Genomic DNA, 18,791 nt, shown 5'->3' on the forward strand with positions numbered 1-18,791 from the left:
ACGAAAAAACTCTCGCCTCTAGGCCACCAAGCCTAGGGACGAGAGTTGATATTCCCGCGGTTCCACCCTAGTTGATACACAGATGTGCATCCTCTTTTCAAAAGCAACTCCAGACTGCCGTTTCACTGAATCTTTTTGCCAGGCTTTCACCCTCCCTAGCTCGCTTTAAAAAAGGATTTCAGTTACTATTGTCCTTTCATCGTTACCATTTACATTATGCTTATTTTGATGTTAATCATACAAAATTTAAATAGAAGAGTCAAACCCATTTACGCAAATAGGTTCACATTATTTATGCTTTTCAAGTTTAAATGAGCTCTTTAATGATACGATACGATTGAAGACTAAGTTCTCGTTTGTTGTATATCTTGGATCGACATTAAAATATCCATGTCTAAAAAATTGGAACTTATCTTGAACTTTTGCTTCCTTCATATTTGGTTCAACAAATCCATGTACCACTTCTAAAGAATTAGCATTGATATGATCGAGAAAGGTTGTTCCTTCTTCTTGATCTTCTTCTAAAATCAATGGTTCATATAACCTAAATTCAGCTGATACCGCATGTTTAGCATCTACCCAGTGAATCGTACCTTTTACTTTCCTTCCCGTAAATCCAGTTCCACTTTTGGTTTCTGGATCATAAGTACAATGTAGCTCAATGACGTTGCCATTTTGATCTTTTATAACATCATTACACTTAATAAAGTATGCATGTTTTAGACGAACTTCATTTCCTGGGAATAATCGATAATATTTGTTTGGTGGATTTTCCATAAAATCATCTTGTTCAATATAAATCTCCCTAGAAAATGGAATCTGCCGATTACCCATCTCTGGATTTTCTGGATTATTCTCTGCTTCTAACATCTCTACCTGATCTTCTGGGTAGTTCGTGATAACTACTTTCAATGGTCTTAGCACACCCATTGTTCTTGGCGCTTTTAATTTTAGATCTTCTCTAACAAAATGTTCTAACATTTGAGCATCTACTTTACTATTTGCCTTAGCGACCCCAATCTCTCTAACAAAATTGCGAATCGATTCCGAAGTATATCCTCTTCTTCTAAGTCCAGAAATGGTAGGCATACGTGGATCATCCCAGCCATCCACAATCTTTTCATCAACTAAAAGCTTTAGTTTTCTTTTACTCATCACCGTATTGGTTAAGTTTAAACGAGCAAATTCAATTTGTTGTGGTTGATGCTCCATTTCTGTTTCTCTCACTACCCAATCGTATAAAGGACGATGGTCTTCAAACTCTAATGTACACAAAGAATGGGTAACTCCTTCAATCGCATCTTCGATAGGATGAGCATAGTCATACATCGGATAAATACACCACTTATCACCCGTATTGTGATGTGTAGCATGTGAAATACGATAAAGAACTGGATCTCTCAGATTTAAATTAGGCGAGGCCATATCAATCTTTGCCCTTAATACCTTTTCTCCATCTTTAAATTCGCCCTTGCGCATCCGTTCAAATAAATCCAAATTTTCATCAATAGAACGATTTCGATATGGACTTTCTTTTCCAGGCTCAGTTAGTGTTCCACGAGTTTGCCTTATTTCTTCTGCTGATAAATCATCTACATAAGCTAAACCTTTTTTAATCAAGATGATTGCTCGATTATACATTTCTTCGAAATAATCAGAGGCAAAAAAAAGTCCGTCCCATTCAAAACCAAGCCATTTTACATCTTCTTTAATTGCCTCAACGTATTCAGTATCCTCTTTTAATGGGTTTGTATCATCAAACCGTAAGTTGGTCTTACCCTTAAATTCATCTGCTAATTCAAAATTTAATACGATCGATTTGGCATGGCCAATATGTAAATAGCCGTTAGGCTCTGGTGGAAACCTAGTGATGATTTGATCCCGCTTGCCAGTCTTCAAGTCTTCAACTACGATATTTCTTATGAAATTAGAAGGACTATTCTTTTCTTCCATTCTTCTCAACCTTTCTTATTCCATTGCATGGCATTCACATGTATATATATCACAAATCGCACAAAAAGCAAATATTTTCTATATATGTTTATCTATTATGTTACACTATTTTTTCCGATTTTTTCTTTCTTTATAAAAAAGGTTTGTATATTCCATCGCGCTCCGTCATCCGTGCCCTTCTATGAATAAAGATTACGGAAAGAAGGGCACTTCTGAAGGCACACAAAGTGTACAAGTCGTGCTACACAGCTAAAGCTGCTAGTCACGCTATGTCGCAGCTTATGGAATATACAAACCCTTAAATGACAGATGGAAGAAAGTTATACTTTCTTAATCTTTGAGAAAGGAAATGGGGACTTTAAAAAGCCCCCATTTCTTAACGTCTATTTTATATAAAATACTACAGATTCATATGCTCTTAATTTAAGTTGATCAAATCGATTCTCTGTATCTTGGTAGTTCGAGATAAGAATACTAGATTCTCCAGTTAGCTCTATACCCTCAGGTAACTCAAAAACGGTTTCTTGCGAATAAAAATTATTTATCACTAAAAGTTTTTTATTATGATATGAACGAATATAGGCAAAAATTTGTGGATGATTTTCCAGAATTAATTGAAAATCGCCATAAGCAATGACATCATGCTCTTTTCGTAATTGTATTAACTTTTGGTAATGAAAAAAGATAGAGTCCTTATCAGTTAAAGCTTGATCCACATTGATCTCTTTGTAATTGGAAGCTACTCCAATCCACGGAATTCCAGAAGTAAACCCAGCATGTTCATTTGTATTCCATTGCATTGGTGTACGGGAATTATCACGCGATTTTTGTTTTAATATAGCCATGATTTCTTTATCGGATTTCCCCTGATTTTTTAATGAGTAATAAGCATTGATCGATTCTACATCGCGATACTGATCAATATCATCAAAATTGGGATTGGTCATTCCGATTTCTTCTCCCTGATAAATATAAGGGGTTCCTTGTAATAAATGTAGAGCCGTTGCTAACATCTTGGCTGATTCTTTATGATATTCCCGATCATTCCCAAAACGGGAGACAACTCTAGGTTGGTCATGGTTACACCAAAATAGCGCATTCCAACCACCCCCCTGACTCATCCCGTATTGCCATTCACTAAGAATTTTCTTTAGTTTAATAAAATCAAAATCAGCTTTTACCCATTTTTCGCCATTTGGGTAGTCCACTTTTAAATGGTGGAAGCTAAAAGTCATACTCAATTCTTTTTCTTCCGGATTCGTATACCTTACACAATTTTCAATAGAAGTAGAAGACATTTCCCCTACCGTTAACATCTCAGGATAACGGGAAAAAGTTTTACGATTCATTTCCTTTAGAAACTCATGGATACGTGGTCCATCTGTATAATACTTTCGCCCGTCGTCTATTGGGGTTTGATACGTATCATTTGGAAATGATTGATTTTTGGAAATAAGATTGATGACATCTAAACGGAAGCCATCTACCCCTTTATTTAACCAAAAATTCATCATTTGATAAATTTCTTCCCTGAGTTGAGGATTTTCCCAGTTTAAATCTGCTTGTGTCACATCAAAAAGATGCAAATAGTATTGCCCTGTCTTCTCATCATACTTCCATGCATTCCCACCAAACTTAGAACTCCAATTATTTGGCGGCTCACCATTTTCCCCATCTTTCCAGATATAAAAATTTCGATAGGGATTCTCTTTTGCAGAAGAAGCTTCTTTAAACCAGGTATGTTCTGTTGAAGTATGGTTAACTACAATATCCAAAATGATTTTGATGCCTTTTTCATGGGCTTTTTGTAATAATATCTCAAATGTTTCCATTGTCCCATAATCTGGGTTGATTCGATAATAATCACTAATGTCATATCCATTATCTTTTTGCGGAGATTCATAGATCGGGGTTAACCAAATCACATCTACTCCTAATTCTTTTAAATAATCTAATTTATCGATAATCCCCTGTAAGTCACCGATTCCATTTCCAGTTGTATCTTTAAAACTCTTTGGATAGATCTGATATACAACGGATTTTTTCCACCAAGGTTGTTCCAATATTAACACCACCGATATTCAATTATTTCTTAACTTTCCCATAGAGATAAGTGAGTACAAATGGAACGACTAAAGCGATACCCATACCTATAAAGAATGGCCCCCAATTTTGTGGGAAAATAGATAAGAATCCAGGTAGGCCACCAACCCCAATCGAGGAAGCCCTTACATCATTTATTGTAATTACCACTGCTGCAATGGCTGAACCGATCATCGCTGAAATGAATGGATATTTATAGCGAATATTTACCCCAAACATCGCTGGTTCTGTAATTCCTAAATAAGCAGAAATCGCAGAGGTTAGAGATAAACCTTTTGTTTTTTCATCTTTAGAGACTAACATCATCGCCAATGCTGCAGAACCTTGAGAAATGTTAGATAATGCAAGAATTGGCCATAAGAAAGTTCCCCCTAAGTTGGAAATCAACTGTAAATCCACTGCTAAGAAAGTGTGATGCATTCCTGTAACTACTAATACGGAATAGAATCCACCATAGATTAATGCACCTAATACAGAAAATTTATCAAATATTGCTACAAAACCAGAAGTGATCGCATTTCCAATTGCAAAGGTAACAGGCCCAATCACGATAAATGATAAGAAACCAGTGATTAATAATGTGATTGGTGCAACTAATAATAATTTAAAAGCATCAGGAACACGCTTATTTAGAAATTGCTCTATTTTAGCTAAGATATAGGATGAGAATAATACAGGTAATACTTGACCTTGGTAACCAATTTTTTCAACATTAAAACCAAAGAGATTCCAATATGGTACAGCACCTTTTGCTACAGCCTCACCATAACCCCATGCATTTAATAGTGCTGGGTGCACAAGCATCAGACCAAGAACGATACCTAATAATTCACTACCACCAAACTTTTTAACCGCTGACCAGCCAATCAAACCTGGTAGAAAAACGAAAGCAGTATTTGCAATTAAATTAATCATATCTGCTAAGTCTTTCCATTGGGTATATACATCAACAAATGCTTGATCTGCAAAGAAAATCCCTTTTCCTGTCAACACATTATTGATTCCCATTAATAAACCGGCAGTTACAATCGCTGGCAAAATAGGAATGAAAATATCTGCTAAGATTTTAACTGCTCGTTGAAACGGATTTAGATTCTTTTCTGCCACATCTTTAATCTCTTGTTTTGTCGCACGTTCAATTCCAGCCACCTCAACAAATTGATCATATACTTTATTGACCAACCCTTGTCCTATTACTACTTGAAATTGTCCATTCGCTGAAAATGAACCTTTAACAAGATCAATATTTTCTAACATCGATTTATCTACTTTATTTTCATCTTTTAAAGCAAGTCTTAATCTCGTCACACAATGAGTAGCAGCGATAATATTGTCCTTACCACCAATGGCTTGAATAATTTGTTCAACAGACTCTTTTTTTATGTCCATAATTTCATCCTCCTGTAATCGTTTTCGTTATCCATCATAACTTGTATAAACAAGTTAGTCAATACTTGTATATACAAGTTCAAATATGTAATTTATGTCATTTTATTATTTTAATAAAGTTCAACTTTTATGTGGGACAAAAAAAGTCGCCCTAACGGCGACGAGCAAAATCAGAGAATACAAATCGATCTGGGCGATGATGTGACTCTGTATATTCAAATTGGGTTCCATCATTTAGATGAGCGAAGTTTTTAACAACTACCACGAAAGGGTAGCCTTTTATATCAAGGTTTTGCTTGTCTCTCATAGTTGCTGGTTCCACTTGAATCACTCTCCTTGCAAAACCAATTTTTAGTTTTAATATTTCTTCAATATATTGATAAATTGACTGTTCTGCAATTTCTTTTGTTAAATCTATAATCAAATCTTTTAGAAAGTAGTTTATGTCAAAAATAATTCGTTCTCCATCTAAATGACGGATTCGATAGATATAGTAGGCTTCTTTACCAATAGGGAGATTCGTCTTTTGATGAAGTGATTCATCAATAATTACTTCTTCAAACTTAGGGACTGTAGTGACAAATTTTTCCCCATTTCCTACACTTGCTTCTTTAAAGCTTACTAATCCCCCAAAGGAAAACGTGATTGTATCGTGGTCTAAAACAAAGACACCTTTCCCATGTAAGCTGTGAACTAAACCCTCTTCCGCTAGTAGGTCTAACGCCCTCCTGATCGTACCGCGACTCGTGTTATATTTTTTACATAAATCATGCTCAGAGGGAAGTTTTTCCCCTGGACTATACTGTCTTTCCACAATGGCGTTTCTTATCTCCTCATAGATTTCGATGTATCGTTTATTCATAAATCCTCCTACCTATCGTACCCGTGTTTACTCATATTATAGCAGACTTCACTAGGAAACAAAGAAGGGATAAATGGAGTAGTTTCTAAGGAAAATTGGACATTCTAACCACAGTGTCAACCCTTCTATTTTGTCACAGAAGGGTTTCTTGATCGCTTATTTTTCCATGATAAATAACCTTTTTTTGAATTAGAATCCCCGACTCACGGCTCAGTTTCTTAAGAAAGCTTTCTTCTCGCTTTGTCACGATAGAGATCACTGTACCTACTGCATTCATTCTTCCTGTTCTACCTGAACGATGAATATATTGTTTGGTATCATGGGGAAAGTCAAAATGGATGACATGATTCAATCCTTCTATGTCCAAACCTCTTGCTGCTACATCTGTCGCCAAAAGTAGTGCTACCTTTCCCTCCCGAAAATGCCGCAAGGCTTGTTGCCTCTCTCCTTTACTAGACTCTCCATTTAAAACTTCCGATGCAATTCCTTTATATTTTAATTTTGCTTGAACCTCAAACATTTTTTCCATGTCGTTGATAAATGCTAAAGCCTTTATTCCATCTATTCTCATGATTCGACGAAGGACATCAATCTTATCTCTAAGTTCACTTACAAAGTAGATGTGTTCTACATTAGATTCGCAATCTTTCTTCTTTTCAATTCGAATGACTTGAGGATCTTTCATCCATCTTTTTGCTAATTGTTCATTTTCTTTAGACAAGGTGGCTGAAAAGAATAAGAGTTGTCGTTCTTTTTGTGTTGCCTTTATGATACTTTGTACATTTTTAATATGATCTTGTACAATTAACATATCAAATTCATCTACCACGATCATTTTGACGTTATGCATTTTTAATTTTTTCATCTTGATCAGTTCTAGTAAACGCCCTGTGGTTCCCACTACAATCTGTGGATGCTTTTTTATTTTTTCAAGCTGGAGCTTTATATTAGCTCCACCTATAAAAGAGGCACTAGTGATTTCACTTCCTTGCGCCCACCTTTGAATTTCTTCATAAATCTGCATAACCAATTCTCTAGATGGTGCGATGATTATAGCCTGAGTTACCTTTTTCTCTAAATCAATCCTTTCTAACAAGGGTAAAAGATAAGTTATCGTTTTCCCGGTTCCTGTAGGAGATTCAGAGATTACATCCTTTCCTTCTAAAATCAATGGGACTGCCTTCTCTTGAATCATCGTTGGCTTTTGAAAACCTTTATGTTTCCAAGCTTCCTGTAAAAACGGTTGCAACCTTTGTAACACAGACCAATCGCCTATTCCTTTTGTGTTATTTTCCATTCGATAATTCCCTTTCTATTCGAAGTATTCACTTCACAGTATTTACAAATTATAATCGATTCATTGAAAAAAAGACAGAAATGTTGTCCAAAGAAACAACTTCTGCCTTTTTTTCATAATAAAGAAAGATTGAGTGTAGTCACTTTTGTAGGTGAAGTTTACTCTTTAACCCCTCCAGATGTTAATCCAGAGACAATTTGTTTCTGGAAGAAGAGAACCATGATCAATGTTGGGATGGTTACAATGGTCGTAGCTGCCGCAACCTCCCCCCAAAGAATTTCAAACTGGGTTCGTAAAAAGGAAATGGCCAATGGTACCGTGTGATATTCTTGGTTAGAGTTAAGCGTAATCGTTAATAAAAACTCATTCCAGGCTGCGATAAATACTATAATAGCTGTTGTAAACACACCGGGTGCTGCTAATGGAAAAACGATTCGCAATAACGTTTTTAATGGCCCTGCCCCATCAATTTTTGCTGATTCCTCTAAGGCAAGAGGAATATGGTTAAAATGTGTAACTAAAATCCAAACTGCCATTGGCAAGGTAATCGTTGAGTAGGGCAAAACCACAGCATAAGTGTTAGTCAAACCTAATTTTAGGAATAAATTATAGACTGGGCCAACGACGATCATCTGTGGAAACATCGACACAGCTAATATCAACCCTAACAACAAATTTTTACCTTTAAATTCAAAACGTGAGATCGCATAGGCAGCTAATGTTGCCACAGCAACGATATAGATTGTTGTTGTGGTAGCAACGATAAAGCTATTTTTAATTGCGGTCAATATGCCCTTTTCAAACAGGATCGTGATATAGTTTTGCAGTGTTGGGTCTTTTGCAATCACACGAAAAGCACCGTCACCAAAGATCTCACCTGATGTTTTAAAGGAGGTGATAAAGATCCAGAAAAATGGGAATACCATTGCAAACAAATAGAAAGCAACAAAAGTGGAAACTATAATCATCATTTTACTCTTTGGTCTGCTCATCTTTATTCCCTCCTTTAGTTTTTCTCCATTAAATTTGTACCCAACACTTTTACATAAATCGTTGCAATAATCGCCACAATCACAAACATAACCATCACAATTACTGAACCATAGCCAAAGTTGGTCTGGGCAAACATGACTTTATATCCATAGATCGAGAGTGTTTCCGTTCCTCCGCCAGGTCCTCCACCTGTTAAAACATAGATTAAATCAAACACACGGAAGGCATCTAATGTACGAAACAGTAAAGCTACCAATATGGATGGCTTCAAAAGTGGAAGCGTAATGCGGAAAAAGGTCTGAATTTTATTCGCTCCATCAATGGAAGAAGCTTCATACAAAGATAATGGAATATTTTGTAGCCCTGCTAATAATAGTAAAGCCATATAAGGGGTCGTTTTCCATACATCTGCCAAAATAGTGGAGAACATTGCCCCGGAAATACTAAGCAGTAGTTCCCTAGAGTCGTCAACTAGTCCAATATTCTGGAAAAAATTCGCAACAATACCGCTACTACCATCATAAAGGTATCCCCACATTAAGGCGGCAACAGCAGTTGGAATCGCCCAGGGAATTAAAGACGTTGTTCGTATCAGTCCTTGGCCTGATATGGCTTTATTCATAATCAATGCCAAGAGAAGGCCTAAAATGAATTCAAAAAAGACAGAAATGATTGTAAAAATGATCGTATTGATAAGAGCTGTACCCATACGTTTATCTGATAAGATCTCTTTGTACCCTTTTAAACCAATAAAATTAGAAGGAATGATACTATTTTTTAAATCCTGCATGATTAAGGTTAGATTTTCGCCATTTGGTAATTGATATTTTTGAGTTAGGTCAGAAACGGTTGCGTTAATCTCATCATACAAAGATAAAATTTTCTCCTTTTCTGTCCCGTTAATCTTTTGTACCCCTTTTTTCCCTATAAATTCATTTTCAACTGTTTCTATTCTCTGAATCAATTGATCTACTTTATTTTGATCACTAACATCCGTAATAGAAGGCCGATCTTCTTCAAGAAAGAGCTTTACATACATTTGCGATTCTTGAAACATATCAAAGTTAAATCGTTCGCTTATATATAAACCTGATTTTTGTTGATCGTTTAGTTTATAGTCAAAAAAGGTATAAACAAATGATTGTAAGATTGGCCATAAAGAAAAAACAGCAATCAGTATGATTACAGGTAATGTAAATAAATACCCCTGTATTCCATTCTTTTTCATCAGGGTCACTCCCATTCCTTGTGCATTAGATATTGGAACATTCATTCTATAAGTATAAAGGAAATGGTTCCTTAAGCAGGGAAAGGCCCTAATCGGATTAGAGCCTTTCCTACATTATGGTTATTTTTATTGATTATTGATTGATTGCATCTTGGATCGTCTTTACAATAGCATCTAGATCTTTGCCAGAACTTAGGTATTTATTTGCCTCTACTTGAATCGTATCTGAAACCTTAGAGTATTCAGGAGATACAGGACGAGCAATGGTGGTTGCTAATGCTTTTTTAAACCCTTCAAAGCCTAACATTTCATTTGCTGAAATAACTTCTTGATCCTCTAGTAAAGCATTATATCCAGGTAAATATCCACCTTTTGTAGACATGATTTTCTGCCCTTCAGGACCAGCAGCAAACTTAATAAATTCCCATGCTCCGTCAACATTTTTAGAGTTCTTATTAATGCCTAAAAGCCAGCCACCAACAGAACCTCCATTTGGAAGTGGTGCAATCCCTACATCTTTCACATCGACTGTAACACCACTTTCTTTACCTTTAATACGACCAAATTGATATGGCCAGTTACGAGCAAACACTGCATTACCTTGTTCAAAGTTCGTATGTGTTTCACCCTCGGTATAGTTTAAAATATCTTTAGCGGCCCAAGGAGCATTTGTAAATGAGTACATTAACTCTAATCCGCCCTTAATATCTTGGAACGATTTTGTAAACTCTGTCACGTTAACTGTTAAGCCTTCATATTGTTTTGATTGATAAACAAAACCATATTTTGTATTCTTTTGACCAGTATATTTTTCTGCCATTTTACCTAAATCTTCATAAGTATAACTTCCACTTTCTAATTTTGCGGCATCTTCTTGACTCACAATATCTTTACGGAAATAAAGTAATCCTAAGTCTGGGAAGAATGGCAATGTGTATTGTTTTCCCTTATAGTTACCTGAAGCCATAGACCCAGCATTAAAATCTTCTTTCTTGAAGCCGCTATCTTTCATATTGACATCGATCGGTTGCAAATAACCTCCGCCAGCAAATTCACCAGCCCAAACTACATCCATAGAAAGAACGTCGTATTCACTAGAACCACTAGATAATGAGGTTAGCAATTGGTCATGCATTTGCGCAGAATCATTCGTCATTTGTACCCATTCTACTTTATACTTATCTTGACTGTTGTTAAATTGATCAATGAGTGCTTGAGTAGCTGGAGTGTTATCATTTTGAGCAGCAAATTTTAGAACCACCTTTTCAGTAGTACCACTTGTTTCATTTGTTTGCTTTGTATCAGTTGCTCCCTCTTTGTTTTCAGTACTTGAATTACAGCCAACCAAAAACAAACTAAAAATTAATGTAACCGCTATCATAATAGACAGCCATTTTTTCATGAAATAAACCCCCTTCATTATCCTCTTATTTGTATTTACACTTGAATTTTATAAAAAATAACAATAAGATTATATTAAAATATTAAGAAATTTATCAAAATTTTAATATAAGTGGTGACAATCATGATGACCTCAATCAACAAATCGATCATTAACCAATACTTGATGACTAGAATAAAAAATCAACAAGAATTCTTTCTCCATCCACCTTATCTATTAGAACAGCAGCTATTAAACGCTATACAAGAAGGTAATTATACGAAGGCATATGGCGTACTAAATAAAATCAATTCACTAGAAAGGGCTAAATTAGCTCATCACCCTATTCGTTCTTTAAAAAATTCTCTTATCTGCTCCTGTACCCTTTTTACAAGGGCGATTATTCAAGGCGGAGTTCATCCAGAAACTGCATTTAACCTAAGCGATGTGTATATCTTAGAATTAGAAAGAGCAGATGATCCTAAGAGGCTGACTGAACTGGAGTATGAAATGGTGGCCCACTTTATTAACACCCTAAAAGAAGAGAAAAAAAATACATATAACCAAACAATCAATCGCGTCTTATCTTATATCCACGATAATATATTACAAGAGCTATCTCTTCACGAAATAGCTCTACAATTTAATCTAACTCCTAATTATTTATCTCAGTTATTTAAAAAGGAAGTTGGTACTTCCCTTATCGAATTTATTAACCAAAAAAAAATTGAGGAATCAAAATATTTCCTACTCTACACTGATAGCTCTATTTCTGATATTGCTTTGTTATTCCACTTTTGTAATCAAAGCTATTACTCTTCTCTCTTTAAAAAATATACTGGATTAACCCCTAAGAAATTCAGAAATATGAACAGCAACATAAGATAAACTGAGGAACAAATCAATCGAAGGAAGTGATGATCTTGAACAAAAAATCGAATTTGATAGAAAGACGACGTGGTCCAGATTTTTCGAATTCTTCATCTTGATGTACGCCAGGATTGGGATCAATCACTGATGAAAATCGTTTTTTATCTAAGTTTCGCTCAACTTGCCATTTCTATCTTTTCACTTGGAGTAAACGCAAAGCGACATCGGCGAAAAAGTGACCGATATAGTAAATCACTCATTACTATCATCATTTTAACCATTCTCATTCTACTTTTTACATTTAAAAATATGTAACCTTCTCATTCATGTTGGTTTCCTAGTATTTTTTGAACTTGCTTAAGTGTTGGTAAAGCAGTCATTGCTCCTTTTATCGAAGCTGCTAACCCTCCTGAAACACTAGCAAAACGAGCCATTTTCTCTGCATCTTCTGCTGTTATTTTCATTAGTTCTCCTTCATATTCATTGAGCCAATATAATATGGCTGAGACAAAAGCATCACCAGCACCTGTGGTATCTACTGCATTCACCTTCATTGCTGGAACATGAATAATATTGTCATTTACAACAGTATAACTCCCTTTTTCGCCAAGCGTGATAAACACCAATGGAATTCTATATTTCTTTAGTTGCTGAATACCTGTGTTTATTTCATTCTCACCTGTGATAAATTCAAGTTCTTCCTCAGATATTTTTAACAGATCTACAGCAGGTAACATAGAGATAATCTCTTCCCTTGCCTGTTCTTTACTTTGCCATAACCCTAAGCGTAAATTCGGATCAAAAGAGACAATCAATCCTTTTTCCTTCGCTAGTTGTATAGCTTTTATGGTTGCGCTTTTTGCTGGTTCACGAGTTAAGGTAATAGACCCAAAATGGAAGATTTTTGATTTCTCAAATATCTCTTCGGAAATTTCACTGTCTTTTAAAAATAGGTCAGCACTAGGTTTAATATAAAATTCGAAGCTTCGCTCCCCATTTTCAGCTAACGTCACCAATACTAATCCAGTATGTGCTTCATCGGTTAAGTACATTGAAGAAACATCTACACCATAGTAATGTAAGGTTTCTTTTAAAAACTTACCCAATGCATCGTTTCCCACTTTACCTAAAAATACAGACTTTACTCCTAAACGGGATAAGCCTACAGCTACATTTGCTGGTGCTCCTCCAGGATTCTTTTGATAAGTTGTATTGGTTTGATCAACAGGAATAAAATCAATTAGCGCTTCACCTAAACTAATAACACCTTTTTTCAACAGAACTTTCTCCTTTTCATCTTTTCTACTTAATTGTTTACCAATCTAATCTATTTTCATGATTCATCTTCAATTTTACCATTACTTTTTGGATGAGGATAAAAAGGCCAATACTAATCAACACATCTCCAATGCTAAACACAACAGGATGTGGATATGGAGCCGGTACATAAAAAATATCCCCTAAAAAACGAAAAGAGGTGTTGGTTGTCATCGCAATATGCTTTCCATACGTTCCAGCTAATAAGGAAGGAATATGTTCAGGAATTAACTCCTGTGCCGCCCGCATATCTACTGGCATTCTCCCTCCATTTGCTAACATAACGACCATATTGAGAATGATACCCATAAAAACCCATTTCGATCCATGGAGATTCTTATTTTGATAAAGAAATAGTAATAATAGAATGTAGCTTATAATCATTGCTACGAACAAAAATTTTGGATATAAGAACATAATAGGTAACTGAATGAATAGTGCAAGGATGATCAACCCAGGCGAATGGATATCTAGGTCTAGAAAATTTAAGACCCTTCCACCGCGAAGCTTCGCGATCAACACTCCGATGATTAAACTATCAATTAGCATTCAATCTTCCTCTCCCCTTATCTCCTACTTACCCATCTTTCTTGCAATGTATCATTTCAAGTCAATTTTTGTCAATTCTTTAATTTCCAATATCATTTTATATTAAAAAACCTTTACATTTAAAAACGTATATTCTGTACAGGTTCTTTGACATAGCTAAAGAAGATATGTTTATCCAAGAGAAAAGTAATCTATCACCAGTAAATGTCCAGTCTTCTTAACTTCTTTTAAAAACACGTATGACTCTGTCAAGCATTCCGTGTATATGTGCAATGGCGACACCATAATTTGTGATCGGTATTTGTTGTTCCTCAGACCTTGCAATTCGATTCATAAGCTGTTTTCTGTTAAACATGCAGGCACCGCAGTGCACAATCAGTTTGTAAGGGGTTAGATCATCCGGAAAATCAACCCCAGTATTGATTGTAACGTCCAGTGTTCCGCCTGTTTTTTGCGCAAGCCATGCCGGCAATTTTTCTCTTCCTATGTCTCCTTTTAACGCATGGTGGGTGCAAGCTTCCGCAATTAACACCTTATCTCCCGATTGCAAACGGTCAATGGCCTTGGCTCCCTGCACAAACACATCTAAATCCCCTTTGTACCTGGCCATAAGTATGGAAAAAGAAGTTAAAGGAACCTGGTCAGGCAGGATTTTATTCACTTTGTCAAATACCTGAGAATCGGTAATGACCAAATCGGGATCATGCTTTAAAGCCGTTAAAATATCCTCCAATTCACCGTCCGTTACTGTGAGCGCTAACGCGTGCTGATCAAGAATTTCTCGAATTATTTGAACCTGCGGGAGGATCAGCCTTCCTTTCGGAGCCTGTATATCCTGCGGCGCCACAAGTACGACAATATCCTTGGATTTGACAATGTCCCCCAGCAAGGTTGGTCTTTCAAAGTCAGCAGGTGCATGGTTTTGAATGGCTTCTTTTAACTTACCGATATTGGTGCGTTGCTTGGCGCTGACTTTAATAAAAGGAATGTCAAATTGTGTTTTAAAAACTTCAAGCTCCGCATCCGCTTCATCGATCTTGTTAATCACTCCAATTACCGGTATCTTACGAGCGTGAAGTTCCCTATACCATTCTTTTTCAAGAGACAAGCTTTCGTCATCCGCTGTAAAAACCAATAGTGCCAGATCACTTTTTTCCATGACTTCTCTTGTTTTTTTGACTCTCAATTCACCAATTTCGCCATGGTCGTCGAGTCCGGCTGTATCGATTATCACGACCGGTCCGACCGGAAGCAGCTCCATTGCTTTGTAAACCGGATCTGTTGTTGTGCCTGCCATGTCGGAAACCAACGCAATTTGCTGCCCAGTCAATGCATTAATAAGACTTGATTTTCCCACATTCCTTTTACCAAAAATGGCGATATGCATCCGATTGGCTTGAGGCGTGTCTATCATCCTTTTCCCCTCCTACAGCTTGCATCGGCAAGCTGGCATTCGTTAAAATCTTAAATCTCTCTCTCCCGCTTCAATCCGTTTCATTTTTTGTATAGTGGCAATTTTTGTTGATACTTTCGGGATGTCTTCGAGACTCTGTTTGATCACTTGTTCTCCAATTTTGTTTGCTTCCTCATCGCCGTAATCGAGAAGATATTCCTTAAATGTCAAAATAGCATTAGGCTCACATATAGTATGAATCTGACCGGATTTGGCCAGCCGCATAAACCGATCTCCGGTTCTTCCCTCGCGGTAGCAGGCGGTACAATAACTTGGCAAATACCCTCCTTTACACAAGCTTTTAATAATCTCCAGTGGAGAACGATGATCTCCTACTTCGAATTGCGGCTTTTCATCATGCTGCTTCATCCTGTATTCTTCCATATAGCCACCTATCCCTGTACAAGAACCTGCGCTGATTTGTGAAATTCCCAGTTCTAAAACCTCGTCCCGGAACTCCGGTTCTTCTCTGGTTGATAAAATCATCCCTGCATACGGGACGGAGAGCCTTAAAACAGCCACAATTTTTTTAAAATCTGCATTAGACACAAGATTCGGATAGTGATTCAAATCAACATTTTCCGCTGCCCTGAGTCTTGGAACGGATACAGTGTGAGGACCGACTCCGAATACTTCTTCAAGGTGTTCTGCGTGCATGAGCATGGCGATCGTTTCATATTTATAATCATGTAAACCGTATAAAACACCAATTCCCACATCATCAATGCCGGCTTTCATAGCACGGTCCATGGCTGTCGTATGCCATTCATAATCATGCTTCGGGCCTTTGGGATGGATTTTTTCATAGGTTGGTTTGTGATAGGTTTCCTGAAATAGGATATACGTTCCAATATTTGCTTCCGCCAACTTTCTGTAATTTTCTTCTGTAGTGGCCGCAATATTTACATTCACCCGCCTGATACTTCCATTGTCAAATTTGAGAGAATAAATGGTCTGGATACTTTCCAACACATAATCGATCGGACAATTTACCGGATCTTCCCCCGCCTCCAGCGCCAACCTTTTATGCCCCAATGATTCAAGGACTTCCACCTCTCGCATAAGCTCTTCCATCGTCAGCTTTCTTCGCCTGAAATTTGTATTGGAATGTTTATACCCGCAATATTCGCAGTTATTCACACAGTAATTGCTTAAATATAAAGGGGCAAAGAGAACAATCCTTTTGCCGTATATCTTTTCTTTGATCTCTTTTGCTGATTTGTATAGTTCCGTGAGAATTTTCGGATCATCCACATGCAAAAGAACAGCTGCTTCCCTGTGAGTTAACCCTTTGCATGCTTTTGCCTTGGCCAAAATAGACATAATGTAGTCACTGTTCTGTATCATTTTTTTCCCGAATTTAATCGATTCCAGAATCTCCCCATCTTGAATAAAATCTTCGGCTGTATACTCCCTCATGGCATAGTCCTCCTCATTCTTTTTCTGTAAGAGCCCGCGGTTGAAGTTTATTGATTGCCAATTTGACATTCACTCCTCGAATCTTGCCGAGTCGTCCAGTCATCGCACTGATCGCATCTGCCTGCCCCACGATGATTCCCACTAAATCATGAAGTACGCTGTTCACTTAATTTGCGTTAGGTTGTGAACTCTTTAACCCATTTCCTTTCGTTCAGAAAGTTCCTTGCAATTAAGATCGTTTTTAAAATTTATTCCGTTTCAAATAATGGGTGTGCAAATATTCATGACTTACATGCCCGTTTGTTTCCACTAAGAACTCTTCATAGATTTTCTGTATATACGGATTTTGGTGCGACTTTCTGAGGGGCAGATCTCTATCTTCCTCGTAAATGGCTTTGGCCCTTTCCGCTTTTAAGTTGATCTTTTCCATTGTTTGAGGATCAACAATTGGCTGACCGCCTCCGGTTACGCATCCTCCAGGACATGCCATCACTTCGATAAACTGGTAGCTTTTTTCTCCGCGCTTGACCATATCGAAAATTTTTCTGGCATTTCCGAGCCCGCTAGCCACCGCGGTATGAATTGTTTTCCCATTGGGCAGCTCGATTGTTGCTTCTTTTATCCCTTCAATTCCTCTTACGGCAGTATACTCGACGGTATCCAATTCCTTGCCCGCGACCAGTTCAAAAACAGTTCGTAACGCCGCTTCGGCCACCCCTCCGGTCGCTCCGAATATAACTCCGGCTCCTGTTCCTTCCCCAAAAGGATTATCGAAGCTTTCATCTGGAAGATTGACAAAATCAATTCCCCCTTCTTTTATCATCTGAGCCAATTCCCTTGTTGTTAAAACATAATCAACGTCCTGCAACCCGTTAAAGGAAAGTTCCTCTCTTTGCCCTTCAAATTTTTTGGCAACACATGGCATAATGGAAACGACAACAATTTTTTGCGGGTCGATGCCCATTTTCGATGCAAAATAGCTTTTGATTAAAGCACCCTCCATTTGATGAGGCGATTTGCAGGTCGACAAATTGTCAAGCATATCCGGATAGAATTGCTCGACAAACTTAACCCATCCCGGGCAGCAGGAAGTCATCAGAGGAAGATTTTCGCCCGTTCCCAATCGTTTCAGTAATTCTGTCCCTTCCTCCATGATGGTAAGGTCTGCTGCGAAATCCGTGTCAAACACCTTATCAAATCCTAACTTTCTTAACGCAGCGACCATTTTCCCCGTTACCCTGGTTCCTATGGGAAGACCGAATTCCTCGCCCAGAGCAACTCGAACTGCGGGGGCAGTCTGGGCAACCACAAATTTTCCAGGATCTGCTATGGCCTTCCAAACATCCTCGATATTCTCTTTTTCATACAAGGCTCCGACCGGGCATGTCATGATACATTGTCCGCAGTTTACGCAAATTGCATCTGCGAGTGGTTTTTGATACGCAGGAGCTATCGTGGTGTGAAACCCTCTATTCGCAAATCCAATGGCATGAACCGTTTGCACATTCCCACAAACGGTTACACACCTTCCACACAGGATGCATTTTTCAGCATCTCTGACAACCGAAAGGGATGAAACATCAATACCTGATTTTGACCTTTCCCCTTCAAATCTGATATTTCTGAGATTGAAACCATTGGCAATACTTTGCAATTCGCAGTTTTCACTTCGCAGACAAGTTGGGCATTCTCGTTTATGATCGGACAGAAGGAGTTCGATAACGGTTTTTCTGGCCTCTCTGACCTTCGGTGTATTAGTTTGTATCTTCATCCCTTCTTCTGCTACCAAAGTACAGGAAGCCATGAGTCTTGGACCTACCTCAACAAGACAAATCCTGCAGCTTGAAGCTTCATGTATGCCTTTTAAATGACAAAGAGTAGGTATCTCGATGCCAGCCTTTCTTGCTACTTCAAGTACGGTGGTACCTTTGTCAACTTCCATTTCTATACCGTCTATCGCAATCTTCACCTTTTCCA

Annotated in this window: 16 protein-coding genes; 2 read left to right on the plus strand and 14 right to left on the minus strand. The window is 37.5% G+C overall.

The genetic code is table 11. The features are described from left to right. Positions 1-288: 288 nt before the first annotated feature. The 8 genes from BEN26_RS07595 to BEN26_RS07630 all read right to left on the minus strand — a co-directional run bounded on the left by BEN26_RS07595 (position 289) and on the right by BEN26_RS07630 (position 11,227). Entirely contained in the window at positions 289-1,953 is a 1,665-nt protein-coding gene (locus BEN26_RS07595; protein ID WP_069799125.1) for a glutamine--tRNA ligase/YqeY domain fusion protein, read from the minus strand. 383 nt (positions 1,954-2,336) lie between these two features. Further along, positions 2,337-4,016: an alpha,alpha-phosphotrehalase gene (gene treC / locus BEN26_RS07600; protein ID WP_069799123.1), complete on the minus strand. Its 1,680-nt coding sequence runs from the start codon at positions 4,014-4,016 to the stop codon at positions 2,337-2,339. A 22-nt stretch (positions 4,017-4,038) separates the two neighbouring features. Then, a complete protein-coding gene (gene treP / locus BEN26_RS07605; protein WP_068726804.1) occupies positions 4,039-5,445 on the minus strand; it encodes a PTS system trehalose-specific EIIBC component in 1,407 nt (468 codons plus the stop codon). Positions 5,446-5,596: 151 nt separating this feature from the next. Then, complete coding sequence (gene treR / locus BEN26_RS07610; RefSeq protein ID WP_068726806.1) at positions 5,597-6,307, minus strand: trehalose operon repressor; 711 nt, start codon at positions 6,305-6,307, stop codon at positions 5,597-5,599. A 133-nt stretch (positions 6,308-6,440) separates the two neighbouring features. Beyond that, entirely contained in the window at positions 6,441-7,604 is a 1,164-nt protein-coding gene (locus BEN26_RS07615; RefSeq protein WP_069799121.1) for a DEAD/DEAH box helicase, read from the minus strand. Between the two features lie 158 nt (positions 7,605-7,762). Further along, a complete protein-coding gene (locus BEN26_RS07620; RefSeq protein WP_069799119.1) occupies positions 7,763-8,596 on the minus strand; it encodes a carbohydrate ABC transporter permease in 834 nt (277 codons plus the stop codon). A gap of 14 nt (positions 8,597-8,610) precedes the next feature. Continuing rightward, positions 8,611-9,825, minus strand: a complete 1,215-nt coding sequence (locus BEN26_RS07625; RefSeq protein ID WP_069799117.1) for a carbohydrate ABC transporter permease — start codon at positions 9,823-9,825, stop codon at positions 8,611-8,613. 133 nt (positions 9,826-9,958) lie between these two features. Continuing rightward, entirely contained in the window at positions 9,959-11,227 is a 1,269-nt protein-coding gene (locus BEN26_RS07630) for an extracellular solute-binding protein (RefSeq protein WP_068726816.1), read from the minus strand. Between the two features lie 123 nt (positions 11,228-11,350). Here BEN26_RS07630 and BEN26_RS07635 point away from each other — a divergent pair, with 123 nt between their 5' ends. Beyond that, a complete protein-coding gene (locus BEN26_RS07635; RefSeq protein WP_069799115.1) occupies positions 11,351-12,094 on the plus strand; it encodes an AraC family transcriptional regulator in 744 nt (247 codons plus the stop codon). A 69-nt stretch (positions 12,095-12,163) separates the two neighbouring features. Continuing rightward, positions 12,164-12,391 (plus strand): hypothetical protein, encoded by a 228-nt coding sequence (locus tag BEN26_RS07640; RefSeq protein WP_181482241.1) that lies wholly within the window; start codon positions 12,164-12,166, stop codon positions 12,389-12,391. 5 nt (positions 12,392-12,396) lie between these two features. Here BEN26_RS07640 and BEN26_RS07645 read toward each other — a convergent pair whose 3' ends face one another. The 6 genes from BEN26_RS07645 to BEN26_RS07665 form a co-directional block, all read right to left on the minus strand. Then, positions 12,397-13,353, minus strand: coding sequence for an aminoimidazole riboside kinase (locus BEN26_RS07645; RefSeq protein ID WP_069799112.1), 957 nt, complete (start codon positions 13,351-13,353; stop codon positions 12,397-12,399). 37 nt (positions 13,354-13,390) lie between these two features. Further along, the gene (locus tag BEN26_RS07650; RefSeq protein WP_069799110.1) at positions 13,391-13,942 is read right to left on the minus strand and encodes a DUF5317 domain-containing protein; all 552 of its coding nucleotides are present in this window, start codon (positions 13,940-13,942) and stop codon (positions 13,391-13,393) included. A gap of 217 nt (positions 13,943-14,159) precedes the next feature. Continuing rightward, entirely contained in the window at positions 14,160-15,356 is a 1,197-nt protein-coding gene (hydF, locus tag BEN26_RS07655; protein WP_069799108.1) for a [FeFe] hydrogenase H-cluster maturation GTPase HydF, read from the minus strand. Positions 15,357-15,398: 42 nt separating this feature from the next. Further along, positions 15,399-16,814 carry a [FeFe] hydrogenase H-cluster radical SAM maturase HydG gene (gene hydG, locus BEN26_RS07660; RefSeq protein WP_069799106.1) on the minus strand — a complete coding sequence of 472 codons (1,416 nt, stop codon included), beginning with the start codon at positions 16,812-16,814 and terminating at the stop codon, positions 15,399-15,401. 13 nt (positions 16,815-16,827) lie between these two features. Then, positions 16,828-16,944: a hypothetical protein gene (locus BEN26_RS14290; RefSeq protein WP_399168171.1), complete on the minus strand. Its 117-nt coding sequence runs from the start codon at positions 16,942-16,944 to the stop codon at positions 16,828-16,830. A gap of 111 nt (positions 16,945-17,055) precedes the next feature. Next, positions 17,056-18,783: an NADH-dependent [FeFe] hydrogenase, group A6 gene (locus BEN26_RS07665; RefSeq protein ID WP_255421873.1), complete on the minus strand. Its 1,728-nt coding sequence runs from the start codon at positions 18,781-18,783 to the stop codon at positions 17,056-17,058. Positions 18,784-18,791: the final 8 nt, after the last annotated feature.

This window comes from Tepidibacillus sp. HK-1, assembly GCF_001748485.2.
Taxonomy (GTDB): domain Bacteria; phylum Bacillota; class Bacilli; order Tepidibacillales; family Tepidibacillaceae; genus Tepidibacillus_B; species Tepidibacillus_B infernus.